This is a genomic window from Mucilaginibacter sp., from assembly GCF_025359345.1.
GTDB lineage: Bacteria > Bacteroidota > Bacteroidia > Sphingobacteriales > Sphingobacteriaceae > Mucilaginibacter.
In genome coordinates this window covers 71,356-91,941 of record NZ_JANYGQ010000015.1, presented here as the reverse complement: position 1 = coordinate 91,941, position 20,586 = coordinate 71,356, and the positions used below count along the sequence as shown (strand labels likewise).

The following is a 20,586-nucleotide window of genomic DNA, read 5'->3' as shown; positions in this document are numbered from 1 at the left end:
TAGCCAAATTCCACCATGCTTTATAATCGAAAAATAGACGACTATGCGGTATTTCGGCGACAATTTGAATTACACGCATTTGGGCAGCCATTAATTTTAAATACCCGTTTGGGCAGCCATCATTTTTTTAAAATCCACATCATCCATTTGTTTCCTGGCTTCTATCAATTGCGCGGCGTCATGACCAACGGGGTAACGCAATTTTTCAGTACCATCGGTTGCTGCTTCATAAATCGCATCGGCCACTTCGCCAATATTTTCAGACATTGGCCATTGATCCAGCATGGCGGTGAATTTACCAAATGCGGGTTGATAATCAGCGAAATTATCAAGGCCGAAAAGGGCCATCGAACGTCCGGCAAACTCGGTCTTATAACCCCCTGGTTCAACGATTTTTAAACCTATGCCAAACGGATTTAATTCATATTGCAAAGATTCCGTCAACCCTTCAACCGCAAATTTAGTTGCATGATAAAGTGAGCTGAACGGGAAAGTAACCCTTCCACCAACCGAAGAAATATTGATTATTGTACCTGCTTTTTGTTGCCGCATACCTGGCAATACCGCTTTTGTCATTGCTATCAACCCAAACAAATTGACATCGAATTGCCGTTTAACCTCTTCTTCGGTAGCGGCTTCCAATGCACCCAATGCGCCGTAGCCCGCGTTGTTCACCAATACATCAATTTTGCCAAATTTTTCGATGCCCGCTGCCACCGCGTTTTGTATAGTTTGCTTATCGGTAACATCTAACTTAGTTATCAAAACATCGCTAAGCGCAGATAGTTCGGTTTCTTTTTCGGGCGAACGCATGGTGGCTATTACGTTCCAGCCCCTGTTATTAAATAATTTAGCGGCCACTTTTCCAAACCCGGATGAAGCGCCTGTTATTAATACTGTCTTTTTCATTGCTTTATATTTTAATTTGTAAAGCAAAGGTCTGGTTAAGCGTGCAGGCGCATTTATATGTTTCAACTGATCCCTTATACATTTTACGGTTGAGGCGTTGCATGGTAATAAATATGAGCTATTTTGCGACATTGCAAACGGGTTGTTGTAAGCGGGGACGCTTACATTTGCATAGGTTCAAACGAGACGATGAATAGGCGGGAGGGGGGGCACTAATTTTAGAAAAAGGACATTTTAAAGCAAAATAAATGATTACTATAGATCTATATTCAGAGCATTATAAAGGAGAATTGGAGGTTGTCTTAATTGAAAAAGTTGGTGCAGATAACATTGTGTATGAAGTTAGATTATTTCAGGCCGACTTTAGCGGAATTATTGACTGGATTCCCTATGACGAAACATCAGATCCAGAAAATTTAGTTCGCCTTTTAAACATTGCCAATAATTATGGTTCAACGTTTTCTCTTGTTGTTAGATTGCAAGAGTTCTATGATCAGCTACTTACTATCGTTGATAACTTAGCCCCGTCCGACTTACAAGTATATAGCGCCATTAAAAGCATTTGCGAATCCGCAATTGAACATGAAAATAGATTATTTATAAAACGAAACAGCTAATGTTTATGGGTTCAGTTTCCCGCCGGTTCAAGCGTCTTACGCTACCGCAAGCGTGCTCGCTTGTGGTCCGCGTTTAGGTAGACCGCTTTACTAACGAGGCGGGCTTTTTACGGTTCAAAATTTGCACTTTTAAGTGATTCATAATTAATTGTTGTCTACCTATCGCTTTGTTACCTGTCAGCGGGCCACCCCGACAAATCGGGGCGGCTGCGATAGAAGGGAAATACTTGCGGTAGCGGTGACGACCTTCCTCCCCGCGCGTCATTGAGGAACGAAGCAATCTCTGCACAGGACAATCAAGGAACCTCAATGTTTAGGGAAGGATACCGCCGCATGCATATTGGCCACTTAGCAAGCGGAGCACGAGTAGCCCACCTCTTTTCGCCAGCCCGGATACTCGCGCTAGAGGAGCAATTACTGGAACTGATCAGGCAGGTAAAATTCCGGATAAAAACGGCAAAAATAAATTGTAACGTATTACCTTAGTAGTAATAAAAATTCCGAATATGACTAAATTATTGATAATAAAGAAAAACGTTGTGTTGGTTTCAATTATATACTTATTTATTGGATGCAAAAAAGAACAAAATTATAAATCATTGTTTTTTGAAGATTTTAGTTTCCAATGTTATTGTGGTCTTATTGCAATCAGTCCAGGAGAGGCCAGAAAACAAAAAACTCAAGGACGTAGATTTTATGAACTGGTTTACAAAGGCAACCTATTAGATAGTATGATTGTATTTAACCCCTGGAATAAAAAGGCACCAGTGAAATTTAAATGTAATCGAAAAGATTCCGTATCGGTATTTGAAACCGAATACCCAGCACCTATGTCGGTTACTGGCGACAAAACCTATTTTTATTGTGACAATCATTCGTTCACAGTATATCAATACCTCGGAGTGGACGGGTGGTTAGTCCACACGGTAACGAGTAAACGATATTCTAGAGGTATTGATTTTATAATGGATAAAAGCAGTTCCTCTAAACTGAGATTTGATAATATTGATACTAGCGGATTTTTAAAAAAACTGATTCAAAGAGAAAATCTAACGATAATTAACAGTCGTGTGCTTAGGGATACTACCGTCAAACTAAGAATAACAAAAAGATTCACGTTTAACGCTTGGTTCGAGTACGACAGTTTGTGAAATACAAGTCTACAAGTTGGTCGTTTCTATTTTTACTCCTACTCCTACAATGTTCGGAAATTTTAAGAATAGATTTAAATTTTAGGAAGTTTAAATACATATTATAGGAGCAAGACGAAATACAAAGCTCCCGTCAGTTCACAGCCACCAGTTGACGTAAGTTTTACTTTTGTGCCGTTTATTTGCTTATTGAGGATGCAAATTGATCAAAATAATTTTGTAATCTTAATCAAAGCCGTATCGTTAAAAGGAATAATAATTGCAATAAACGGACTTCTCATTTTAACCACGCTGAAATTAATAATTTTGACTCGTGGTCTACTCGGTCATTTTTCGCAATGCGATCAATTTACGAGAACTGACATAAGTTTACGTTATATCAATTTTGCGTCAGGTGGCCATCAATCAAATGTTGGAACCATTTGCCCATTAAACCCCATCTCTCTCATCACTGCCGGGAGTTTTTGATTTCCGATCATGACCCTTTCAAAAACTCCACTATTCATTTGTCTTTCTAATTCGCGTGAGCTGTATTTTTCCTTAAGGCATAATCGCAGATAAAACTCCTTTTCGTCAATAGACTTTGTTTTGCTCAAAGGGATTTTATTCCATTATTTTAATTTCACGTTCGAATGGCGTTTCACTTATTGTCCGGGTAGTAAAAGCACCATCATCGTCATATTCTCTAATGCTTTCTCTTTCTATTCCCTTCGTTTTTAATGTTTCGTTATCCAGCCAACCTAAAATAACCTCGTCATTGGCTGCCAACATAATTTCTTTTATTTCTCTTAACGGTAAGATTAAGGGGTTGGAGAAATCAAAAAGCTTTATTACATAGGGGCAAGCCCAATAACAGCCAATTGTTGCCAGCGTTTTACCATCTGGAGATAAGCTGAAATTCGTCCATATAAATCCGTCCTCATTAGGAGAATACCCAGCCATCCGAAGATTTGTTAAATCAACAATTGTTTGACCGCCAAAGATATCTTCCGCACATATTAAATATTCAAGGCCATTTGTTAGCATCCAGTCGTAAAAAAACTGGTCTTCATTTATAAAAAAATCAAATATTTTGTCATTTCGCGCTTGATCATAAATTTCCACTTTGGTCAGATTCCAGTTCGGTTCGTTCGACCAAAAGTTAGTCGCTTCCAATCTGAATTTTTTAGAAGGGGAAATCGATGTTTCAGTGTCGCCTTTATTAAAAGTATCTTGATTGAAATCGTTCTGTATATCTGCTCTTATTTTATGAATTAAATTCATGATCTGCTTCGCTATTTACTTTTATCCCCTGGTAAGTTTTTTTACTTAACGTTTTTTTACGTATCCCACTTTTTTTACAAAAAATGGGTCGTCAGCGTGACTTTTAACATTGTCGATCACAATAACATCGCCGTACCCTTTTTCAATTACGGCTTTCTTAACTACAGCCTTAACAACTATTTATCTGCTATCAAATTTAGCGCTTTATTTCCTCTTTCATTTTTCCTTGAAAATATTTCACCCTCCATATAGGGTTAACCCTTTCCTAGGGTACACACCTGTATAAACCCGCAATAACCAATTGAACCAGGACCGTATTAATATTTTAATTCAGAAATACAGGGACAATACTGCCTCTGAAGCTGAAAAAGAAGCGCTGTTAAAATGGTATCGCCAAAAGGCATACCAGGATGCTGAATTCCCCGAAAGCGAGGAGGCTGTTGGCGATTTCATGCTTTCGCGTATTAATAATAAAATAAAGCAGGTCCTCAATAATTGTCCTTAGCGCTTACCCCATTTTTTCCTGTAATTACCATCGCCAGCGTATAGTTTAAATTGATTTAACTAATTTGTGATGAAATATTTTATTAGAAGTGAAAATAAAATCCCGAAAACTTATTTTAACCACCCTGCTGGTGAGCATTTTTTTATTGGTAAAAGCACAGGAAAACCCTCCACCAGGTTTATGGAAAGGTTTTGAGAAAAAGGCGCTTGCCATAGAGGGCCATATGGCGTATTATGTAAAGCCTGCCCACGCCTTGCCGGGAAATCCCTGGATTTGGAGAGCTTCATTTCCCGACTGGCATACTGACATGGATAGCATCCTGCTTTCGAGGGGCTTTTATATTGCTTATATAAGCGTTGATGATCAGTACGGAAGCCCGCAATCATTACAGGTTTGGGATAAGTTTTATCATTATCTCACTAATGAAGTATCGTTGGCCCCAAAAGTTGCCCTCGAGGCAGTAAGCCGCGGTGCACTGTATGCTTACGCATGGGCAAAACGGAACCCGGATAAAGTTACCTGCATTTATGCAGAAACCCCGGTATGCGATATTAAAAGCTGGCCGGGTGGCAAGGAAAAAGGGATAGGCGATACCGCTTTATGGAGCCAGTTAAAGGCCGTTTACCATTTTACCGAGCCGCAGGCAATGGCTTATAACGATAACCCTGTTGACAACCTGGAAGGGCTTGCAGCCTTCAGGGTGCCTATGTTGCATGTTATAGGATTAAATGATAAGCTGGCGCCACCTGCCGAAAATACCTACCTGTTTGCACAACGGTACATAGCTGCCGGGGGGCCAATTAGCGTTCACCCGGTAACTATTGGTCCGCAGGAGTTACAGGGGCATCATTTCCCGATTGACAGGCCGGATTATTATGCCGATTTTATATTCAATAACTCGTTCCCGGTAAAAAAGACATTGCCATACAGCAATTACTTTGAAATGGCAGGCGGTTTAAGTAATTTTTATCATGCGGTTACCACCCGTAAAAAAGCCACGGTTACTTTTCTTGGCGGATCGATCACCTATAATCCAGGCTGGCGGCAAAAAATAGGCAGGTATCTGCAGGAACGGTTCCCCGATGCGGAATTTCATTTCATCGCGGCAGGTATCCCTTCTTTAGGCAGCCTACCCCACGCTTTCAGGCTGCAGCAGGATGTGCTTGATTCGGGAAAGACAGACCTTTTGTTTGTAGAAGCAGCTGTAAACGACAAGGCGAATGGCACTGACAGACTCACCCAGGTACGTGCCCTTGAAGGCATCATCAGGCATGCTAAAAAAAGCAACCCGGAGATGGACATTGTGATGATGGCCTTTGCCGACCCTGAAAAAACAAGTGATTATAACAGGGGGCGGGAGCCGGCGGAGATCAATAACCACCAGTTAGTGTCACATTACTATAATCTTCCTTTTATTAACCTTGCTAAGGAAGTAAGGGATAAAATGAGCAATAAGGAGTTTACGTGGACCGATGATTTTAAAGACCTTCACCCGGCTGTGTTTGGGCAGGAGTTATATTTTGCCACCATCAAAAGTTTGCTCCAGGATTGTTTTGACCATCTGCCTGAAAGCATAGCAAGCCTTAAAATGGCATTGCCAAAACCGCTTAATAAAGCAAGTTTTCAAAATGGCAACTATTACAATATTAAAAATGCGGTTTATAAAAATGGCTGGACAATTACACCCAAATGGCAACCGGCAGATGGATTACCCACGCGCGAAGGCTTTGTAAATATCCCGGTATTAAGCTCAAACACGCCGGGAGCGGAGTTATCCCTGCATTTTAAAGGCACAGCTGCCGGAATCGCCATAGTTTCCGGTGCAGATGCGGGCATAATTTCATACGCTATTGATAACGGCGAATTCAAAAATATCGACTTGTACACCCAGTGGAGCGGCATGCTTCATTTGCCATGGTACCTTTTACTCAGTAGTGATTTAAAACCCGGCAGCCATGTATTGAAGATCAGGATAAGCGAACAAAAAAATAAGGCGAGCAAAGGTCACGCGTGCAGAATAGTCAACTTTTTGATTAACGAATAACAGTTAAAGTTTAATACAAATAACAAAATGGTAAGAAGATTTTTTCCATTAATATCAGCCCTACTTTAAACGCAAAACGCCTCTCGGTTTCCCGGAAGGCGTTTTAATTTATAAGTTGTACCTGGTCGTTTTTATTTGTTGCTACCGGTAAACAGCGGTTTTAACGTATACCAGGCCAGGGCCGGGAAAAAAACCATCGGCACCGCCAATCCGGGGAATAGCTCCGGTGTTTTTATGGTTAATGGTAACGAAATAGATATGGGTATCATTACACAAGCAAAAGAGATGATAGAAAACAATAAGTTAAATACGATCTCCCCTGTCTTTTTAAGCCACGTGGCTAAACCAAAATATACAAAAGTCGCCAGCATGCAAACCATAACACTAATGCCGGTTATGCTGCCAATGTTTAATACTTTCGAGAAATCTGCCTCTGTAGCAAAAAAGTATATCCGGTTGTAAATTATGCCTACAATTGCCGCAAGTACACTTGCCGCGAGGCCGTGAAAAAATGCTCGTTTAAACATTGCCTGTTATTTTGAAACCGGAACGGTAATATCAACCTTAAATTTCTGGCTGCCGTGGGCTGGTTCGGCTGTGTTTACGTTATAATCCATGCGATTAACTTCGAAGCTGCCTTTAAATGTGCTGCCATCAAAAGTAAAAGGAATGGTAACTGGTTTTTGAACACCGTGCATATCAAGCGTGCCTGTGGCGGCGTAGCCTGATGCTGTTTTAGCTATTGACGATGATGTAAAGGTGATGCTTGGATATTTTGCTGCGTCGAACCATTTCTCGCTTTTGGCATGGGTGTTTTTCATGCCGTTCCCGGTGTTTATGCTTGCTACATCAATGCTTGTGCTGAACTTGGAGTTTGCCAGGTCGTTTGCATCAAAGCTGATGGCGCCTTTTAATCCCCCGAATTCGCCTGACGGGTCGCCGCCATCAAATTTTATAGAATAGCCCTCGGCAATTTTCCAGTCCTGCGATCTGATTACTGTAAAAGCTGATGCGAATAACAGTGCTACTGCTGCTGCGGGATAAATAAGTTTTTTCATTGTTGGTTGTTTGAAAGTTTTATAATTATTAAGTGTTTTAAGTTTTAGTTTATAATATCTGCTCAAATATATAATTATACCTGATTACTGAGCTTGAAAATAGATAGAACCTAACTAAACATAGATTAACCGCCACAGTAAACCGATGAAAGTCCGTTTTTAAAATTTCGGGACTGACTGTTTCGCAGCCGGTGAATATTAATACAATACGACACCAGTATAATACCGGTTGCCTGTATGCAAAATCGTACCTCGAAAATTAAACGCCTAAATAGTGCGCTATTGAAGGAAAATTACTTTTTCAATACAAAATTATTTTTACAAAAAGGAAATAATATAAACTTTTTTCAGCTTATGCTGTTGTTACAAGTGTCGATTATAGATGAATTATAATCGGTTAAAGTAAAATCACATACTTATGAAAATTAAATTTTTGTTACCAATAATTCTTTTGGTAGCGGTAGTAGCCCAAAGTTGCGTAAGCAATAAAAAATATGCCGAATTACAAGCAAATTATAATAAGTCGCTCGATACAAACAGCAAATTGAAACAAAGCTGGCAGGTTACCCAGCAGGAGCTTTCGGGCAGCAGGGCCAGGGTTACCAGCCTGGAGGAGCAAATTGCTGCGGCAAAATCAAATGCGTCAGCTTTGCAGGATGCTTTGAATAAATGTTTGGCCGGTAACAACCAGGGCAATGTTAACATTGCCAAACTGGCCGATCAGATTACTGCATCGGATAAATACATCCGCCACCTGGTTGAGTTGAAAAACAAAAGCGACTCACTTAACATGATTCTCACCAACAATCTCACTCGTTCGCTTAGCCCGGCTGAGGCACAGGGCGTTGATGTTAAGGTACTTAAAGGTGTTGTTTACGTATCGCTGGCCGATAATATGCTGTATAAATCGGGTAGTTATGAAATTTCGCCCACCGCAGGTAGTGTACTTGCAAAAGTTGCGAAAATTATCAACGACTATTCCACTTACGATGTGCTGATTGAAGGTAACACCGATAACGTACCGATAAAACAGACCAACATCCGTAACAACTGGGATTTAAGCGGCCTAAGGGCATCGTCGGTAGTACAAGCTTTGCAGACTACTTACAATGTCGACCCTAAACGGTTGACTGCAGGAGGTCGCGGCGAATATAACCCGATAGCCGATAATTCTTCACCAAGTGGCAAGAGTCAGAACAGGCGTACCCAAATAATTATTACACCTAAGCTCGACCAATTTATGGGCTTGATAGGTAAAGGCGACGAAGTTCCGAAAGGACAATAAGCCAATAACGATTAAAGTTTTGTAAATGAAAATGCCTCGTGGGAAACTGCGGGGCGTTTTCGTTTTAAAACATCGTCAGGTTGCGCAATGTTTTGTTTCATTGCAACGATAAGTTAGCTTATTTACAGCAAAATTTTGCAACAAGCACCGCCAAATAACCTGGTATTGATATTAATTTAATAGATCGCATTATTTCATGGCAACTTGTTAAGTATAAATCATTTTTGTTACCATACGCCTATTGTCGCGCGCCATTATCTTATATTTGAAAATATTGGGAAACTAAATACCCCGATTTGATAATAAAAACTACTACCCATGAAACAAGGACTATTAATAGACATGGACGGCGTGATATACAGCGGCGAGCAGCTGATAATAGGTGCTGATAAATTTATCGCCAAGCTGCTCGAAAAGAAAATTCCGTTTACATTTATGACCAATAACAGCCAGCGCACCCGTTTGGAAGCCGTACGTAAGCTAAAAAGTTTCGGTATTGAAGTTACCCAGGAACATGTATACACCAGCGCCATGGCAACCGGCAAGTTCCTTGGCGATCAGGGTCCTGGCGGTACAGCTTATGTTTTAGGCGAAGGCGGACTACTTACCAGCCTGCACGAAAACGGCATTACCCTGGTTGATACCGACCCCGAATTTGTGGTGCTTGGCGAAGGCAGGAATTTTACTTTAGAGATGGTTCAACGCGCTGTTGATATGATTCTTGGTGGTGCCAAGTTTATCACCACCAATCGCGACCCATCGCCCAAAAAACCCGGCTGGAACAACCTGGGCATTGCAGCAACTACCGCGATGATTGAAGAAGCCACTGGCCGCAAAGCCTTTGTTACCGGCAAACCAAGCCCGGTAATGATGCGTTCGGCACGCAAATACCTTGGCCTGGAAACGGCCGAAACAACCGTGGTTGGCGACACCATGGAAACAGACATACAGGGCGGTGTGCAAATGGGCTATAAAACAATCCTGGTACTATCCGGTATTGCAAAAAAGGAACAACTTAGTCACTACGCTTTTAAACCCGATTTAATTGTAAGTTCAGTAGATGCAATTGAGTTTCCGCTGAAGTGGTGGTAGGGAACAGGTCCGAGAAGTCCGAAAAATAAAAAGCCCGAAAAAATCTTTTTGCTCCCAGGTTCCCTGAAAAACGGACAAACGATCTTTCGGACTTTAATGAGTTTCTGGCTAAAAGAACCTATCTCGTCTTAGCTTTTTCTTTTTCTGCTTTTAACTTTTTCTGCTCTAAAAAGAAGCAATGGGCGGCACACGCATGCAATTTGTAATTTTGGTGGATCGTACCAATATTGTGGCCCTGTGGATCTAAAATAGCACATTTTTCTTTGTTCAGGTCTTTGGTTTGAAGCACGTTTTCGCCTTTGTTATTGTAGTAAAAGCCATTTTTTTGCGCCTTGCCTAAAGTTTTTCCCTGCGAGTCGATAACGTTGCCGTCCTTATCAATAAAATATAGCTTTTTGCCGGTATTGTCTTTTACAATATTGTCTTTGTCAATAAAGCCAAGTTTGGTTCCGTTTTCGTCATTAATCTCACCTTTTTTGTTGATGAAGATTTTGGCGGTTTTTTCCTGGTGCGTTTGGGCGATTGTTTTCGTTAACCCAGCGGTTACAATAGCCAATATGAATAATAGGGTGTGCAATTTTTTCATGTTGTTAATCTTTTAAGTCAACACAAAATTGGTTATAGACGCCCGGATTAAACATGACAGTTGCACGGGCAAAATGTGACTGTTGTCAAAAAAACAAGCCTATATAACCAGCAAGCCCGCAAACACATGGTTAGTATCTGCGGGCTTTGCCGATGTCGTTACTGTTTGCTTGTTATTTGGTTGGCGCCAACGTGGCTTTAACCTCGCCGCAAGTAAGCATTTTACTGCCGAAATACGGATTTTTAATCTGGTTGCTTTCACTTAACCAGTAGGCTTTTTTTCATGGGGCAGTATTGTTGGTACAACGTTGCGCTGTTTAACTTAACAGCTTTCAAAACTTCGTACATGTTTGTCGATAAGCTGGCGAAATGTTCACGCTGGTGCTCAACTGTATTAGTTTCGCTAATGTGCCTGCTGTCAAATAGAAGCTTATCCTGGTATTTGGAGAATATTTTTTGCTGTGCCGCCGTCAGGCTTGCGTCACCCGGGGCCGATAATACTGTAACTAAATCTTTAGCCTTTGTTTTTGCTGCATTGCCATCACTGTTTACCAGGGCATTTTTAAGGTCGAGATAGGCGGCCACTATTTTGTCGATAGTGTTACTGGTGGCCGGCTTTGCATTGCTCGCCACGGCCAAAAAAGCCAGTATCAGGGCAAATGAAAGTGTTTTTAAAGTCTTCATAAATAATATTTGAAATTAAACTGCGGGTTAGCGTGTTCAAAGTTAAAATTTGTAACGCAATTATTTACTCCATATAAACGCAAATAACGCTTTTAAAATATTTCGGCTGCCTGCCTAAATTTTTCTATACTTAATTTTATTGTTTTGCTCCCAAACACATAGTGTTTTGGCGCCGGGTAATGCCAAAGGCTTCATAAAGCTGCCATTGCCAATAAAGGTTTCGCTCCTGTTTTTTAGGTTGAATAATTTTACGGTATCGTTTTTTTGAAGCGCAATTAAGGTGTTTGCTCCGTTGCCGGCAATGCTGCAAATTCTTCCGGCACCAACAGAAATTTCGGGTTTGCCCTGTTCGGCATAAAAAATAGTGCCGCTGCGTTGCCAGGTTGTGTTAGCCAGGTTGTTATCACCGATAGTAATGCCGCCACCGTCCATCGGGCATCCGTTTAATTTCCACGTACCATTACCCAATTTCTCGGCCGGGGTAAAAGATTTGCCGCCATTGCTGGATTTTGCCAAATACAAATCCCTTGATCCGCTTAGCCAATTCCTGAACATGATGTCAACCTGTGCACCCTTTACAGCAATGTTAGGTTTGCAACATTCGCAAACGTGACCATCGGGCGAACGGTAGGCCATCATATTTTTAGACCAACCTGTATTGTTGCCTTGCAACGATGAGAAATAGATTTGGTTATTGCCACCTGTGCGGGTATCAAGCCAGACCGCATAAAAATTATCTTTGCCATCGGCAGCGATGCTCATTAAACCTTCCGGGGCTGATTTTTTCAAATCGTTAACATTGCCCATGTCGTTCCATTTTCCCGCGCTTAGCCTGTACCAATGAATATTACCGGCCTTATCCATGGCTGTTATCACTGAAAATTTATCCGAACTTGCTATTTGCGGTCCGCGCGACATGCCCAGGTGCATATCAGGAACATTAGCCACTAGCACCGGATTTGAGAACGTAGCTCCGTTATCGGCAGAGGTGGCACAAAATATTTTATCCTGCTGCCCAAACACCACGCGGATAACTCCCTTTTTATCAATTGATATTTGAGGTTGTTGTCCTTCGGATATGGTGTCTGTTACAGGTTTTTTCCATGAAACAGCCAGTAAAAAGATCAGTCCCAATAAAATTGCTGAAGATGCTTTTTTCATATTTTTAAACTACCGGCTTACTTTCCGCTAATCTTCAAAGTTAAAACATCTTCGCCGGTTTTATTCAACTGCGTCCACATTCCATCCTTTTATCAGGAAATAAGGCTCACTTTTACCGGCATCCTTATTTAAATAGCTGCCATTGATGGTACGCGTTTCGCCGGGAGCAAGGGTAATGTAGTTATCCTCAAAAATAACCGGCAAAATATCCTCGCCGCCTTTTTCTCTCAATGCCCGTATATGCACAAAAAATGCAACCGATTTACCGGCATTGGTTAACGTGATTTTGTGTGAGGTGCCATTTTCTGTTTTGGCTGATGTGCGGCTCACTTTCAAAGTTGCCTTCGCCATGCCGCTTAAAGATGAATAATCGGCAAAAACTGATTGTGGTGTATAATACCAGGTTGATTTCTTCCAGTTCAGCTCATCTTTTTTTGCCGATAACCAATACCAGTTAATGCTTTCGATTTTACCAGCGGCATTTTTTAACTCTAACCGCACAAAATACACATCACTTAAGCCTTCTATTTGCGGGAGTGTAAAACACTCTTTTGTTCCATCTTCAGCTACATCTGCGGATGCCTCTTTGGTGAATTTCAATGTGCCGTCGAGATTATACACCGTTGCCTTAACCTTTAACCCGGTGAATGATTGCAGCGTTGAATTGATAATATCAACGCCATTTGATTTGTATGAATACATCACGTGCAGCGGCTCCAGCGATTTTTTCATGCCGAAGTACGTGCCCGCCGGGTACAAGTAATAATCATAGGTATGCCAAATCAGGCTCGGCCATGGATTGCTCAACATCCATTGCACCACACCGGTCGCGTTGTTGTATTTTTTTAAGCCGTAACCTTCCATCATGGCGCGATGGCCTTCATAATTTTGCAATTGGGCTTTATTAAGGTAATCCATCATGTCTGCCGGCTTTCCATAACGGGCATAAAGTGCCGTATCAAAAATTTTGGTGTTTCCGAATTGCATGGTGCCGCAGTGATACAACCAGTCGAGGCTTTTATTATTAATAGAATCCTTTGGTATAAACTTAATCAGGCTTTCGTAGGGTGGGATAGAAGGGCCCGGCGAAATTTCGGTAGCAAAGCTCCATGCGCCGCCGTATTTGCCTGTATCAGCTTCCCAATAGGCGGGCGGAACCCAATCGTAAGGCCCGGCCATCTTTACACCCGTTGGACCCGATACCTTGGAAGCTGTTTCGTTTGCACTGGCGATGGTTGGGTTGGGCCATTTAAGGTCAGCCTCAATAGCCAGCCAGTCCGCTTCCACCTTTTTATCACGCGGCGGCATATCACTGCCGTTTAGCCAGGTCAACATCGATGGCTTATAACGAAGCCAGTACATCACGCTACTGTCCGACGCCATGGCGACGCTGCGTTTAGCTGCATCCCATCTTTCGGGGTATTGCCATGCACCGCAGCACATCCAGCCGGTCATCACCAACAAGCCTTCGCGGTCGCATATCTCGTAAAAACTGTCGTCTTCCAGCTTGCCTTCCGAGCGCACAATATTCATATTCATATCCCGCACCAGCTTCAGCTCCTGTTCCTGGCGCTCGCGCGAACGGCGCTGAAAAATATCAGGTGACCACGCCGCACCACGCAACATGATCGGCTTGCCGTTTATCACAAATTTGCGCGCTTTATTACTATCAATCATCACTGACGATACCTGCCTGATGCCGAAGTTTTCAGCTAACTCATTACTTAACTGGCCATTGGTAACCGATGACAGTTCAATTCTGTTTAATTCTGGTTTGCCATATTCCCACGGCCACCAAATGCGGGGATTTTTAACGTTAAGCTGTGGATAGCTTGCCGAACTGAAAGTAACCTGCTTTTTTTCGCGCGGATTAAGGTGAACCTTTTGCTCAAAGCTTACATTGCCATTAATTTTACCTTTTATCGTGACATCCTGTGGCTTATCTGTATAGTTAACCGCCATGGCATCAACCGATAAATGGGCAACAGTCAGTGAGGGTAAATCGAACTTTGTGGTTACCAGGGGGTATTCAACACCAACTTTACGGAAAGTTTTTATTTCAGCATTATTAATGATGCCGTTGTTGAAATCTGGCGGGTAATGTATCCAGTCGGCGTAATCTATAGCTAAATCGCCGCCGCGTTTGTTGGGGTCGAAGGGGCGTTTTACTTCAATGGCCAACACATTGATACCGGTGTGTTTTACATCTTTTGTTATGTCCAGTTCTATAATGCGGAAAGGCCCCATTACCTGGGTTGAGTCGGCAATCAATTTACCATTAAACCAAACATTGGCTTTATAATTTATACCCTGTAGCTTTAATACGACGTTTTTGCCATTTTCGCTTTCGGGCAGTTTAAACTCTTTGCGGAACCACCATGGTTTGTCCAGCCGGGTATCGTTCAGCTTTTCAAAGTTACGGCCATAAAACGGATCGAAATCATATACTTTGTTGGCCAGCAGGCCCGCTATTACAGTAGTCGGCACACTTACCTTGTACCATTTATCGGCATTGAAAGCAGTTGTTGAAATTTGCCCGCCCGCAGTAGCATCAGTAATGGCCGATTGCATGTTCCAGCCGGATTTTAGTAGCTGGCGGTAATTTTCAGTTGCTGCCTGCCCGAAGGAATATCGGCACACAATGCCCAGTAATGCAAAAAGTATAATTTTCTTCATTTCAAAAGGTTTAAACAGGCCAGGACCCGGAATATAGCAGGTGTATAAATATTGGCTTCACAATTTTAACAAAATAATATGGTAAACTTTTTTTCGTCACCCGTTTTTTACGACCTTCGCCACTACAATTCCACTACTTATGAAAGCAATTTGTGTTTTTTGCGGCGCTAACTTTAATGGCGACGTTTTGCTGCGACAGACTGTTGAACAACTGGCCGAAGTGATGGTAAACCGCAACATCACCCTGGTATTTGGCGGCGGCAAAGTTGGCATAATGGGCATTTTGGCCGATGCTGTTTTAAATCATGGCGGTAAAGCAATTGGCGTAATCCCCCAATTTTTGATGGATAAGGAAGTTGGTCACACAGGCCTGACCGAATTGCACATAGTCGAAAACATGCACCAGCGCAAACAACTGATGAATGATCTTTGCGACGGCATCATTATGCTGCCCGGCGGTTTTGGTACCCTCGAAGAGTTTTTCGAAGTGCTAACCTGGCTACAGCTTGGCCTGCATAGCCACCCGGTAGGCATACTAAATGTAAACGGCTTTTACGACTTGCTGCTACAGCAAATGGACCTGATGGTTGAGCAAAAGTTCCTGAAACCGGCAAACCGTGGTCTGGTTTTATCGTCGGGTGATGCTGTAGAATTGGTTAACCTGATGGATACTATTGAGATAAAGCCCGATGAGGTTTGGTTTAGGGATAGAATTTGACCTAATCGCTACCGCGAGTTTAGCAAAGCGTAACTCGTGGTAGCATGTGGTAAGCTTTCAGCTTACCGAAAAGAAAGTTTAAAACGAACGATGATAATAAATCGTTTAAAACAAATCCGAATGTGAGCCTGCTCTTAATAACAATATTTCATTCTCATTGGTTATTTCAAACCAAATTATAAGCAAGTCAGGTTTTATGTGAGCTTCCCAATCGTCTTTGTAATTCCCTGATAACTTATGAGGTAAGTATTTTTTATTTATCCCTGCAGCTCCTTTAATCTTTAATTCAGAGAGAAAATTAAACACCAACTGATGGTTTTTCGACGAACGCTTTTTTATTGCTCTAAGGTCTTTTTTAAATTGACCGGTTATTGTTAAAACAAACATTATAAGGAATCCATAAAAGCTTTTAAGTCGGTTATAGGCCCCTCTAATCCAATCCCATTATGGGCATCCTCAATGGTCTTAGCCGTTAATGCATTTGGAAGATGTGATTTTGTACAATTAACAGTAGCTTTTTTGTCTATCGTTACGCCTAACTCCTTTAATAGCTGTTTAACTAAAGCACTCTTTTTCTCCGGAATATTTATAACAAGCGTTTCCATACACAAATATAATTAAATCGTACAAGATGTTTAAATATTATTGGCTATGCCTTGTAAACCTATACAATAAATAATACCCCCCGGCCGCAACAACACTCAGTCCGCATAGCGCCCACCACAACAAACTAAAACCACCATAACTAATTACCACGCCGCCAACAACCGGCGCACAAACCTGCGCAGCCGACCACGACATGCTGTACAAGGCTGCATATTCGCCGCGGTTGTATTCGCTGGCGCGGCTTATCCAAAAGGTGTTCATAAAAGGCATTGCTAGCATCTCGCCGAAAGTCATCAATAAAACAATTATTAAAGCACCGGCTACGCTGGCCGGCAGGTAAACGAGCAAGACGAAGCCTACTGCACCCAGCAAAACCCCACCGACTATATAAATCAACACATGCATTTTGCCTTCAAGATAGTTTATCAGTACCATTGCAACTATACCGATAAGTATGCCGTTAAGGGCCATCAGCGAGCCGATAAATCGTTCGCTGAAATGCCATTGCAGTTTGTAAAATACCGGTTCCATTATAAAAAACTGGAAAAAACACATGCCGAACAATGTTGAAAGCAGGATAAAAACCAGGTAAACTTTGTCGCGGTACGGCGAGATTTTTGCAACACCGGCTTCCATTTTTTAATGGTGTTAACAATGCCGGCCCGTGGCATAATTTTAAGCAAAAGTAATCCCGCCAAAATATTCGTGCTGCCGTCAACCCAAAATAACAAATGGTAATTTACGGATGCCAGCAATCCACCAAAACCGGCGCCAACAGCCCAGCCAAGGTTTATCGCCAGCCGGTTCAGCGAATAGGAGCGTGTTTTATTCTCCGGCGTGCTGTAATGCGCAATGGCAGTGGAGTTTGCCGGGCGAAACGACTCGTTACAAAAACTTAGTATAAATGTGCCAAAGCAAACTGTGGGAAAAGTATGTTGATAACCCAGCGCCAAAAATAAAATGCCGCCGCTTAGCAAGGCGCCTACCTGTACATCATAAAATCCAAATTTGTCGGTTAGTTTGCCCCCAACAAACGAACCGCTTATTGCACCCACCCCGAATAGCGACATAACTGCCCCTGCCTGCACTATGCTAAAATGTAGTTGCTTTACACAGTAAATGCTCATAAAAGGCACCACCATAGTACCCGCCCGGTTAATGAGCATTACTGCAGAAAGGTACCAGCTATTTTTAGATAGTCCGTTGTATGCATTTTTGTATAATTGGATAGTATAGGTAAGCATGAGTAAAAAGACATTTTTTGGGGCGAATTGTGATTAACACCCTGATCTTTATACTTCTAAATATCTAAAGGTAACCTAACCGGGGAAATAATATTTACAAACAATGGCAAAGTTAGTTGCTGTCAACCAAGGCCAGTTATGAGATGCCGCATCTTGTTTTTGATGAGCGGAAAGATAAACATAACCCCGGTTCGGAGGAAACTTGTGGATACTTGTAAATGATAAATATCCAAGTTATAGGCTTACTTAATTATTAGACTAATATGCACAACGAATTTCGCGTTATCGCTGCAATATCGAGTTCCTGTTCCTCAACCAATGGTCAGCAAGCACTAGTGCAGCCATTGCCTCAACAATAGGCACTGCGCGTGGTACCACACAAGGGTCGTGCCGGCCTTTGCCTGATATTTCGGCTGCATTACCCTCGCTATCGATAGTAGCCTGGTTGTGCATTATAGTGGCGACCGGTTTAAATGCTACAGTGAACGCAATTGGCATACCGTTACTTATGCCGCCCTGTATACCGCCGGAATAATTGGTAAGTGTGCCAACCTGGCCCAATGAGTTTTTAATGAAAATATCGTTATGTTCAGAGCCGCGCATTTCGCTGCCCGCAAAGCCCGAACCATATTCAAAACCATGCACCGCGTTGATGCTTAACATTGCTTTACCAAGATCGGCATGCAGCTTGTCAAACACAGGCTCGCCAAGGCCCACAGGGCAATTTTGTATATAGCAACTCACTTTGCCGCCTACGGTGTCACCTTGCTTGCGGATAGAATCAATATATTCGATCATTTCTTCCGCAGTAGCCGGATCGGCACAGCGCACAATGTTTTTTTCGCGGTCCGCAATAAATTCATCGGCGTTTTTTATCTCTACGTTAGGTGCATTGATTTTACCCACGCTGCTTACATGGGCAACAATATCAATACCCTGGGTCTTTAGCATTAGCTTAGCCACAGCGCCTGCTGCAACACGGGCCGCAGTTTCTCTGGCGGACGACCTGCCACCGCCGCGATGGTCGCGGATGCCGTATTTGGTTTGGTAGGTGTAATCTGCATGCGACGGGCGGAAAACATCAACATTGTGGGTGTAATCCTTTGAGCGCTGGTCCTCGTTTGGTATCAGCATCATAATGGGTGTACCCGTGGTTTTACCTTCAAAAATGCCTGAAAGAATTTTTACTGTATCACTTTCCTTACGCTGCGTGGTGATTTTGGATTGGCCAGGCTTGCGTTTGTCCAACTCGCCCTGTATGTAATCCATATCAATATCCAGTTGCGCCGGGCAGCCATCTATTATTACCCCAATAGCCTCGCCGTGCGATTCGCCAAAAGTTGTTATCCTGAATAATTGCCCAAATGAATTGCCTGCCATTTTATTTTTTTGATTTCACCGATTGGTGAATGATTACATCGATTTCTTTGATTTTATTTCTGCGCCCGTCATTGCGAGGAACGAAGCAACCTCTTCACATGCAAATCAAGGACCTTTAGTTTGTGATGAGCAGGCGGCCGCATACACGCCACAACTGTTTTGTTCCCTGAATGTCCTGCGTAGTCCGCCAGCTGGCGGATCGTTCCTCGCAATGACGCGGGGCTTTTAGCTTTTGCCTTTCGGCTTTACACTTTCACCTCCACCTCAAATCCCGCCTTCTCCAAATCTTTCCAAAAAGCCGGGTACGATTTCTCAACCACATCGGCATCTTCAATTTCCACCTCGGGCACCACTAACGCCAGCGGCGCAAAGGCCATGGCCATACGGTGGTCGTCGTAGGTATTTACAAATATACGGTCGGGGATTTGCTTTTCGCTGCAGTCAAGCTTATAAACCTGGCCTTTTTCAACCAGTTTAACGCCAATTTTTGCAAGCTCATTTTGCAGGGCTTTTATGCGGTCGGTTTCTTTTATCTTCAGGGTTTCAAGTCCTGTAAATGTAGCTTCGTGGCCTAACGCTGCACAAACCACTATAACAGTTTGTGCCAGGTCGGGGCATTCCTTCATGTCAAATATTTTCCGGAAGACTGGTTTAACTTCCTTTTGCAGGTAGACACCGCCATCCTTAAATTGCGAAGTAATACCAAAGTTGGCCATTATCTCGGTTATAACGCTATCACCCTGCAGGCTATACTGGGTCAAACCGGGTAAAAATAACTCCGCTTCGTCCGATAAAGCAGCAATCGCATACCAATACGACGCGGCGCTCCAATCCGGTTCAATATAAATCGATGTCGGTTTGAATTCCTGCGGCTCAATCGAAATTACGTTATCAACCCATTTGTGTTGAATACCGGCTGTTTGCAGCATGGCTAGCGTCATTTCAACATAAGGTCGCGAGGTTAAATCGCCTTCGATATGCAATTCTAAACCCAAAGGCAGCCGGGCAGCTATAAGCAGCAAGGCAGTAATGTACTGGCTGCTTATATTTCCTTTTATACTGACCTTGTTAGATTGCTGCGCTAAGCTGCCTTTTAGTTTAATAGGAGGGAACCCTTCATTTTCTACATAGTCAATTTGGGCACCTAACTCGCGTAAAGCGTCTACCAAAACGCCAATCGGGCGTTGCTTCATCCGTGCGCTGCCGGTTAGTATTACCTCTTCATCCTGCAATGTAAAATAAGCAGTTAGAAAACGCATAGCCGTGCCAGCGGGGCCAATGTCTACGAGCTTTAAGTCTTGAGTCTCAAGTCCGGAATCGTTTGCTTTCTGACTCAAGACTTCAGACTTTCGACTCAGGACTTCAGACAACGTCTGCGCATCCGCTGCGTCCGAAATATTTTCAACTTTTACCTTACCATTGCTTAGCGCTTCAATTATCAGCGCCCGGTTGCACTCACTTTTTGAACCAGTCAGCTGTACCGTGCCTTTTGTTGTTTTGCTTGTTTTGGTAAGGATGATATTATGTTTCATTAAAATATATTCCTGTAGAGACACAATACTTTGTGTCTCTGTATATAATTTTCTGTTCAGGAAACGCAAAATATTG

General features: G+C 42.5%; 21 protein-coding genes. 7 read left to right on the top strand and 14 right to left on the bottom strand.

Translation table 11 applies throughout. From position 1 onward, the window contains the following. Positions 1–96: 96 nt before the first annotated feature. On the bottom strand, positions 97–909 hold the full coding sequence (locus Q0R52_RS08200) for an SDR family oxidoreductase (protein WP_295793835.1): 813 nt from the start codon (positions 907–909) through the stop codon (positions 97–99). 248 nt (positions 910–1,157) lie between these two features. Here Q0R52_RS08200 and Q0R52_RS08195 point away from each other — a divergent pair, with 248 nt between their 5' ends. Both Q0R52_RS08195 and Q0R52_RS08190 read left to right on the top strand, forming a co-directional pair. After that, the gene (locus tag Q0R52_RS08195) at positions 1,158–1,526 is read left to right on the top strand and encodes a hypothetical protein (protein WP_295793834.1); all 369 of its coding nucleotides are present in this window, start codon (positions 1,158–1,160) and stop codon (positions 1,524–1,526) included. Positions 1,527–2,032: 506 nt separating this feature from the next. Further along, entirely contained in the window at positions 2,033–2,677 is a 645-nt protein-coding gene (locus Q0R52_RS08190) for a hypothetical protein (protein WP_295793833.1), read from the top strand. A 603-nt stretch (positions 2,678–3,280) separates the two neighbouring features. Here the strand turns inward: Q0R52_RS08190 and Q0R52_RS08185 are convergent. Further along, positions 3,281–3,940, bottom strand: a complete 660-nt coding sequence (locus Q0R52_RS08185) for a hypothetical protein (RefSeq protein WP_295793831.1) — start codon at positions 3,938–3,940, stop codon at positions 3,281–3,283. Positions 3,941–4,241: 301 nt separating this feature from the next. Between Q0R52_RS08185 and Q0R52_RS08180 the strand changes: the two genes are divergently transcribed. Then, the gene (locus Q0R52_RS08180) at positions 4,242–4,445 is read left to right on the top strand and encodes a hypothetical protein (protein WP_295793829.1); all 204 of its coding nucleotides are present in this window, start codon (positions 4,242–4,244) and stop codon (positions 4,443–4,445) included. 130 nt (positions 4,446–4,575) lie between these two features. Further along, positions 4,576–6,489 carry an SGNH/GDSL hydrolase family protein gene (locus Q0R52_RS08175; RefSeq protein WP_295793827.1) on the top strand — a complete coding sequence of 638 codons (1,914 nt, stop codon included), beginning with the start codon at positions 4,576–4,578 and terminating at the stop codon, positions 6,487–6,489. A 131-nt stretch (positions 6,490–6,620) separates the two neighbouring features. On the opposite strand, the gene Q0R52_RS08170 is transcribed toward Q0R52_RS08175, so the two are convergent. Both Q0R52_RS08170 and Q0R52_RS08165 read right to left on the bottom strand, forming a co-directional pair. Further along, positions 6,621–7,016 (bottom strand): hypothetical protein, encoded by a 396-nt coding sequence (locus tag Q0R52_RS08170; protein WP_295793825.1) that lies wholly within the window; start codon positions 7,014–7,016, stop codon positions 6,621–6,623. A gap of 6 nt (positions 7,017–7,022) precedes the next feature. Beyond that, complete coding sequence (locus Q0R52_RS08165) at positions 7,023–7,547, bottom strand: YceI family protein (RefSeq protein WP_295793823.1); 525 nt, start codon at positions 7,545–7,547, stop codon at positions 7,023–7,025. Between the two features lie 418 nt (positions 7,548–7,965). Here Q0R52_RS08165 and Q0R52_RS08160 point away from each other — a divergent pair, with 418 nt between their 5' ends. Both Q0R52_RS08160 and Q0R52_RS08155 read left to right on the top strand, forming a co-directional pair. Next, positions 7,966–8,832 (top strand): OmpA family protein, encoded by an 867-nt coding sequence (locus tag Q0R52_RS08160; protein ID WP_295793821.1) that lies wholly within the window; start codon positions 7,966–7,968, stop codon positions 8,830–8,832. Between the two features lie 318 nt (positions 8,833–9,150). Next, positions 9,151–9,924, top strand: a complete 774-nt coding sequence (locus Q0R52_RS08155; RefSeq protein WP_295793820.1) for an HAD-IIA family hydrolase — start codon at positions 9,151–9,153, stop codon at positions 9,922–9,924. A gap of 118 nt (positions 9,925–10,042) precedes the next feature. On the opposite strand, the gene Q0R52_RS08150 is transcribed toward Q0R52_RS08155, so the two are convergent. From Q0R52_RS08150 to Q0R52_RS08135, 4 genes are all read right to left on the bottom strand, one after another. Further along, positions 10,043–10,510 (bottom strand): DUF3659 domain-containing protein, encoded by a 468-nt coding sequence (locus Q0R52_RS08150; protein WP_295793819.1) that lies wholly within the window; start codon positions 10,508–10,510, stop codon positions 10,043–10,045. A gap of 257 nt (positions 10,511–10,767) precedes the next feature. Next, entirely contained in the window at positions 10,768–11,193 is a 426-nt protein-coding gene (locus tag Q0R52_RS08145; RefSeq protein ID WP_295793817.1) for a DUF3347 domain-containing protein, read from the bottom strand. A 114-nt stretch (positions 11,194–11,307) separates the two neighbouring features. After that, the gene (locus tag Q0R52_RS08140) at positions 11,308–12,354 is read right to left on the bottom strand and encodes a hypothetical protein (RefSeq protein ID WP_295793815.1); all 1,047 of its coding nucleotides are present in this window, start codon (positions 12,352–12,354) and stop codon (positions 11,308–11,310) included. A 60-nt stretch (positions 12,355–12,414) separates the two neighbouring features. After that, complete coding sequence (locus Q0R52_RS08135) at positions 12,415–15,030, bottom strand: glycoside hydrolase family 2 protein (protein WP_295793814.1); 2,616 nt, start codon at positions 15,028–15,030, stop codon at positions 12,415–12,417. A 139-nt stretch (positions 15,031–15,169) separates the two neighbouring features. Here Q0R52_RS08135 and Q0R52_RS08130 point away from each other — a divergent pair, with 139 nt between their 5' ends. Beyond that, on the top strand, positions 15,170–15,748 hold the full coding sequence (locus tag Q0R52_RS08130; protein WP_295793813.1) for a TIGR00730 family Rossman fold protein: 579 nt from the start codon (positions 15,170–15,172) through the stop codon (positions 15,746–15,748). A gap of 105 nt (positions 15,749–15,853) precedes the next feature. Here the strand turns inward: Q0R52_RS08130 and Q0R52_RS08125 are convergent, their stop codons facing one another. The 6 genes from Q0R52_RS08125 to aroA form a co-directional block, all read right to left on the bottom strand. Next, the gene (locus Q0R52_RS08125; RefSeq protein WP_295793811.1) at positions 15,854–16,135 is read right to left on the bottom strand and encodes a type II toxin-antitoxin system YafQ family toxin; all 282 of its coding nucleotides are present in this window, start codon (positions 16,133–16,135) and stop codon (positions 15,854–15,856) included. Further along, positions 16,135–16,353 carry a hypothetical protein gene (locus tag Q0R52_RS08120; protein ID WP_295793809.1) on the bottom strand — a complete coding sequence of 73 codons (219 nt, stop codon included), beginning with the start codon at positions 16,351–16,353 and terminating at the stop codon, positions 16,135–16,137. The genes Q0R52_RS08125 and Q0R52_RS08120 overlap by 1 nt, the downstream gene beginning before the upstream one ends. A gap of 37 nt (positions 16,354–16,390) precedes the next feature. Then, entirely contained in the window at positions 16,391–16,885 is a 495-nt protein-coding gene (locus Q0R52_RS08115) for an MFS transporter (RefSeq protein ID WP_295793808.1), read from the bottom strand. Next, complete coding sequence (locus tag Q0R52_RS08110) at positions 16,885–17,598, bottom strand: MFS transporter (RefSeq protein ID WP_295793806.1); 714 nt, start codon at positions 17,596–17,598, stop codon at positions 16,885–16,887. Before Q0R52_RS08110 ends, Q0R52_RS08115 begins: the two co-directional genes overlap by 1 nt. A gap of 282 nt (positions 17,599–17,880) precedes the next feature. Beyond that, complete coding sequence (aroC, locus tag Q0R52_RS08105) at positions 17,881–18,978, bottom strand: chorismate synthase (protein WP_295793804.1); 1,098 nt, start codon at positions 18,976–18,978, stop codon at positions 17,881–17,883. A 245-nt stretch (positions 18,979–19,223) separates the two neighbouring features. Next, on the bottom strand, positions 19,224–20,510 hold the full coding sequence (gene aroA, locus Q0R52_RS08100; protein WP_295793802.1) for a 3-phosphoshikimate 1-carboxyvinyltransferase: 1,287 nt from the start codon (positions 20,508–20,510) through the stop codon (positions 19,224–19,226). Positions 20,511–20,586 lie beyond the last annotated feature (76 nt).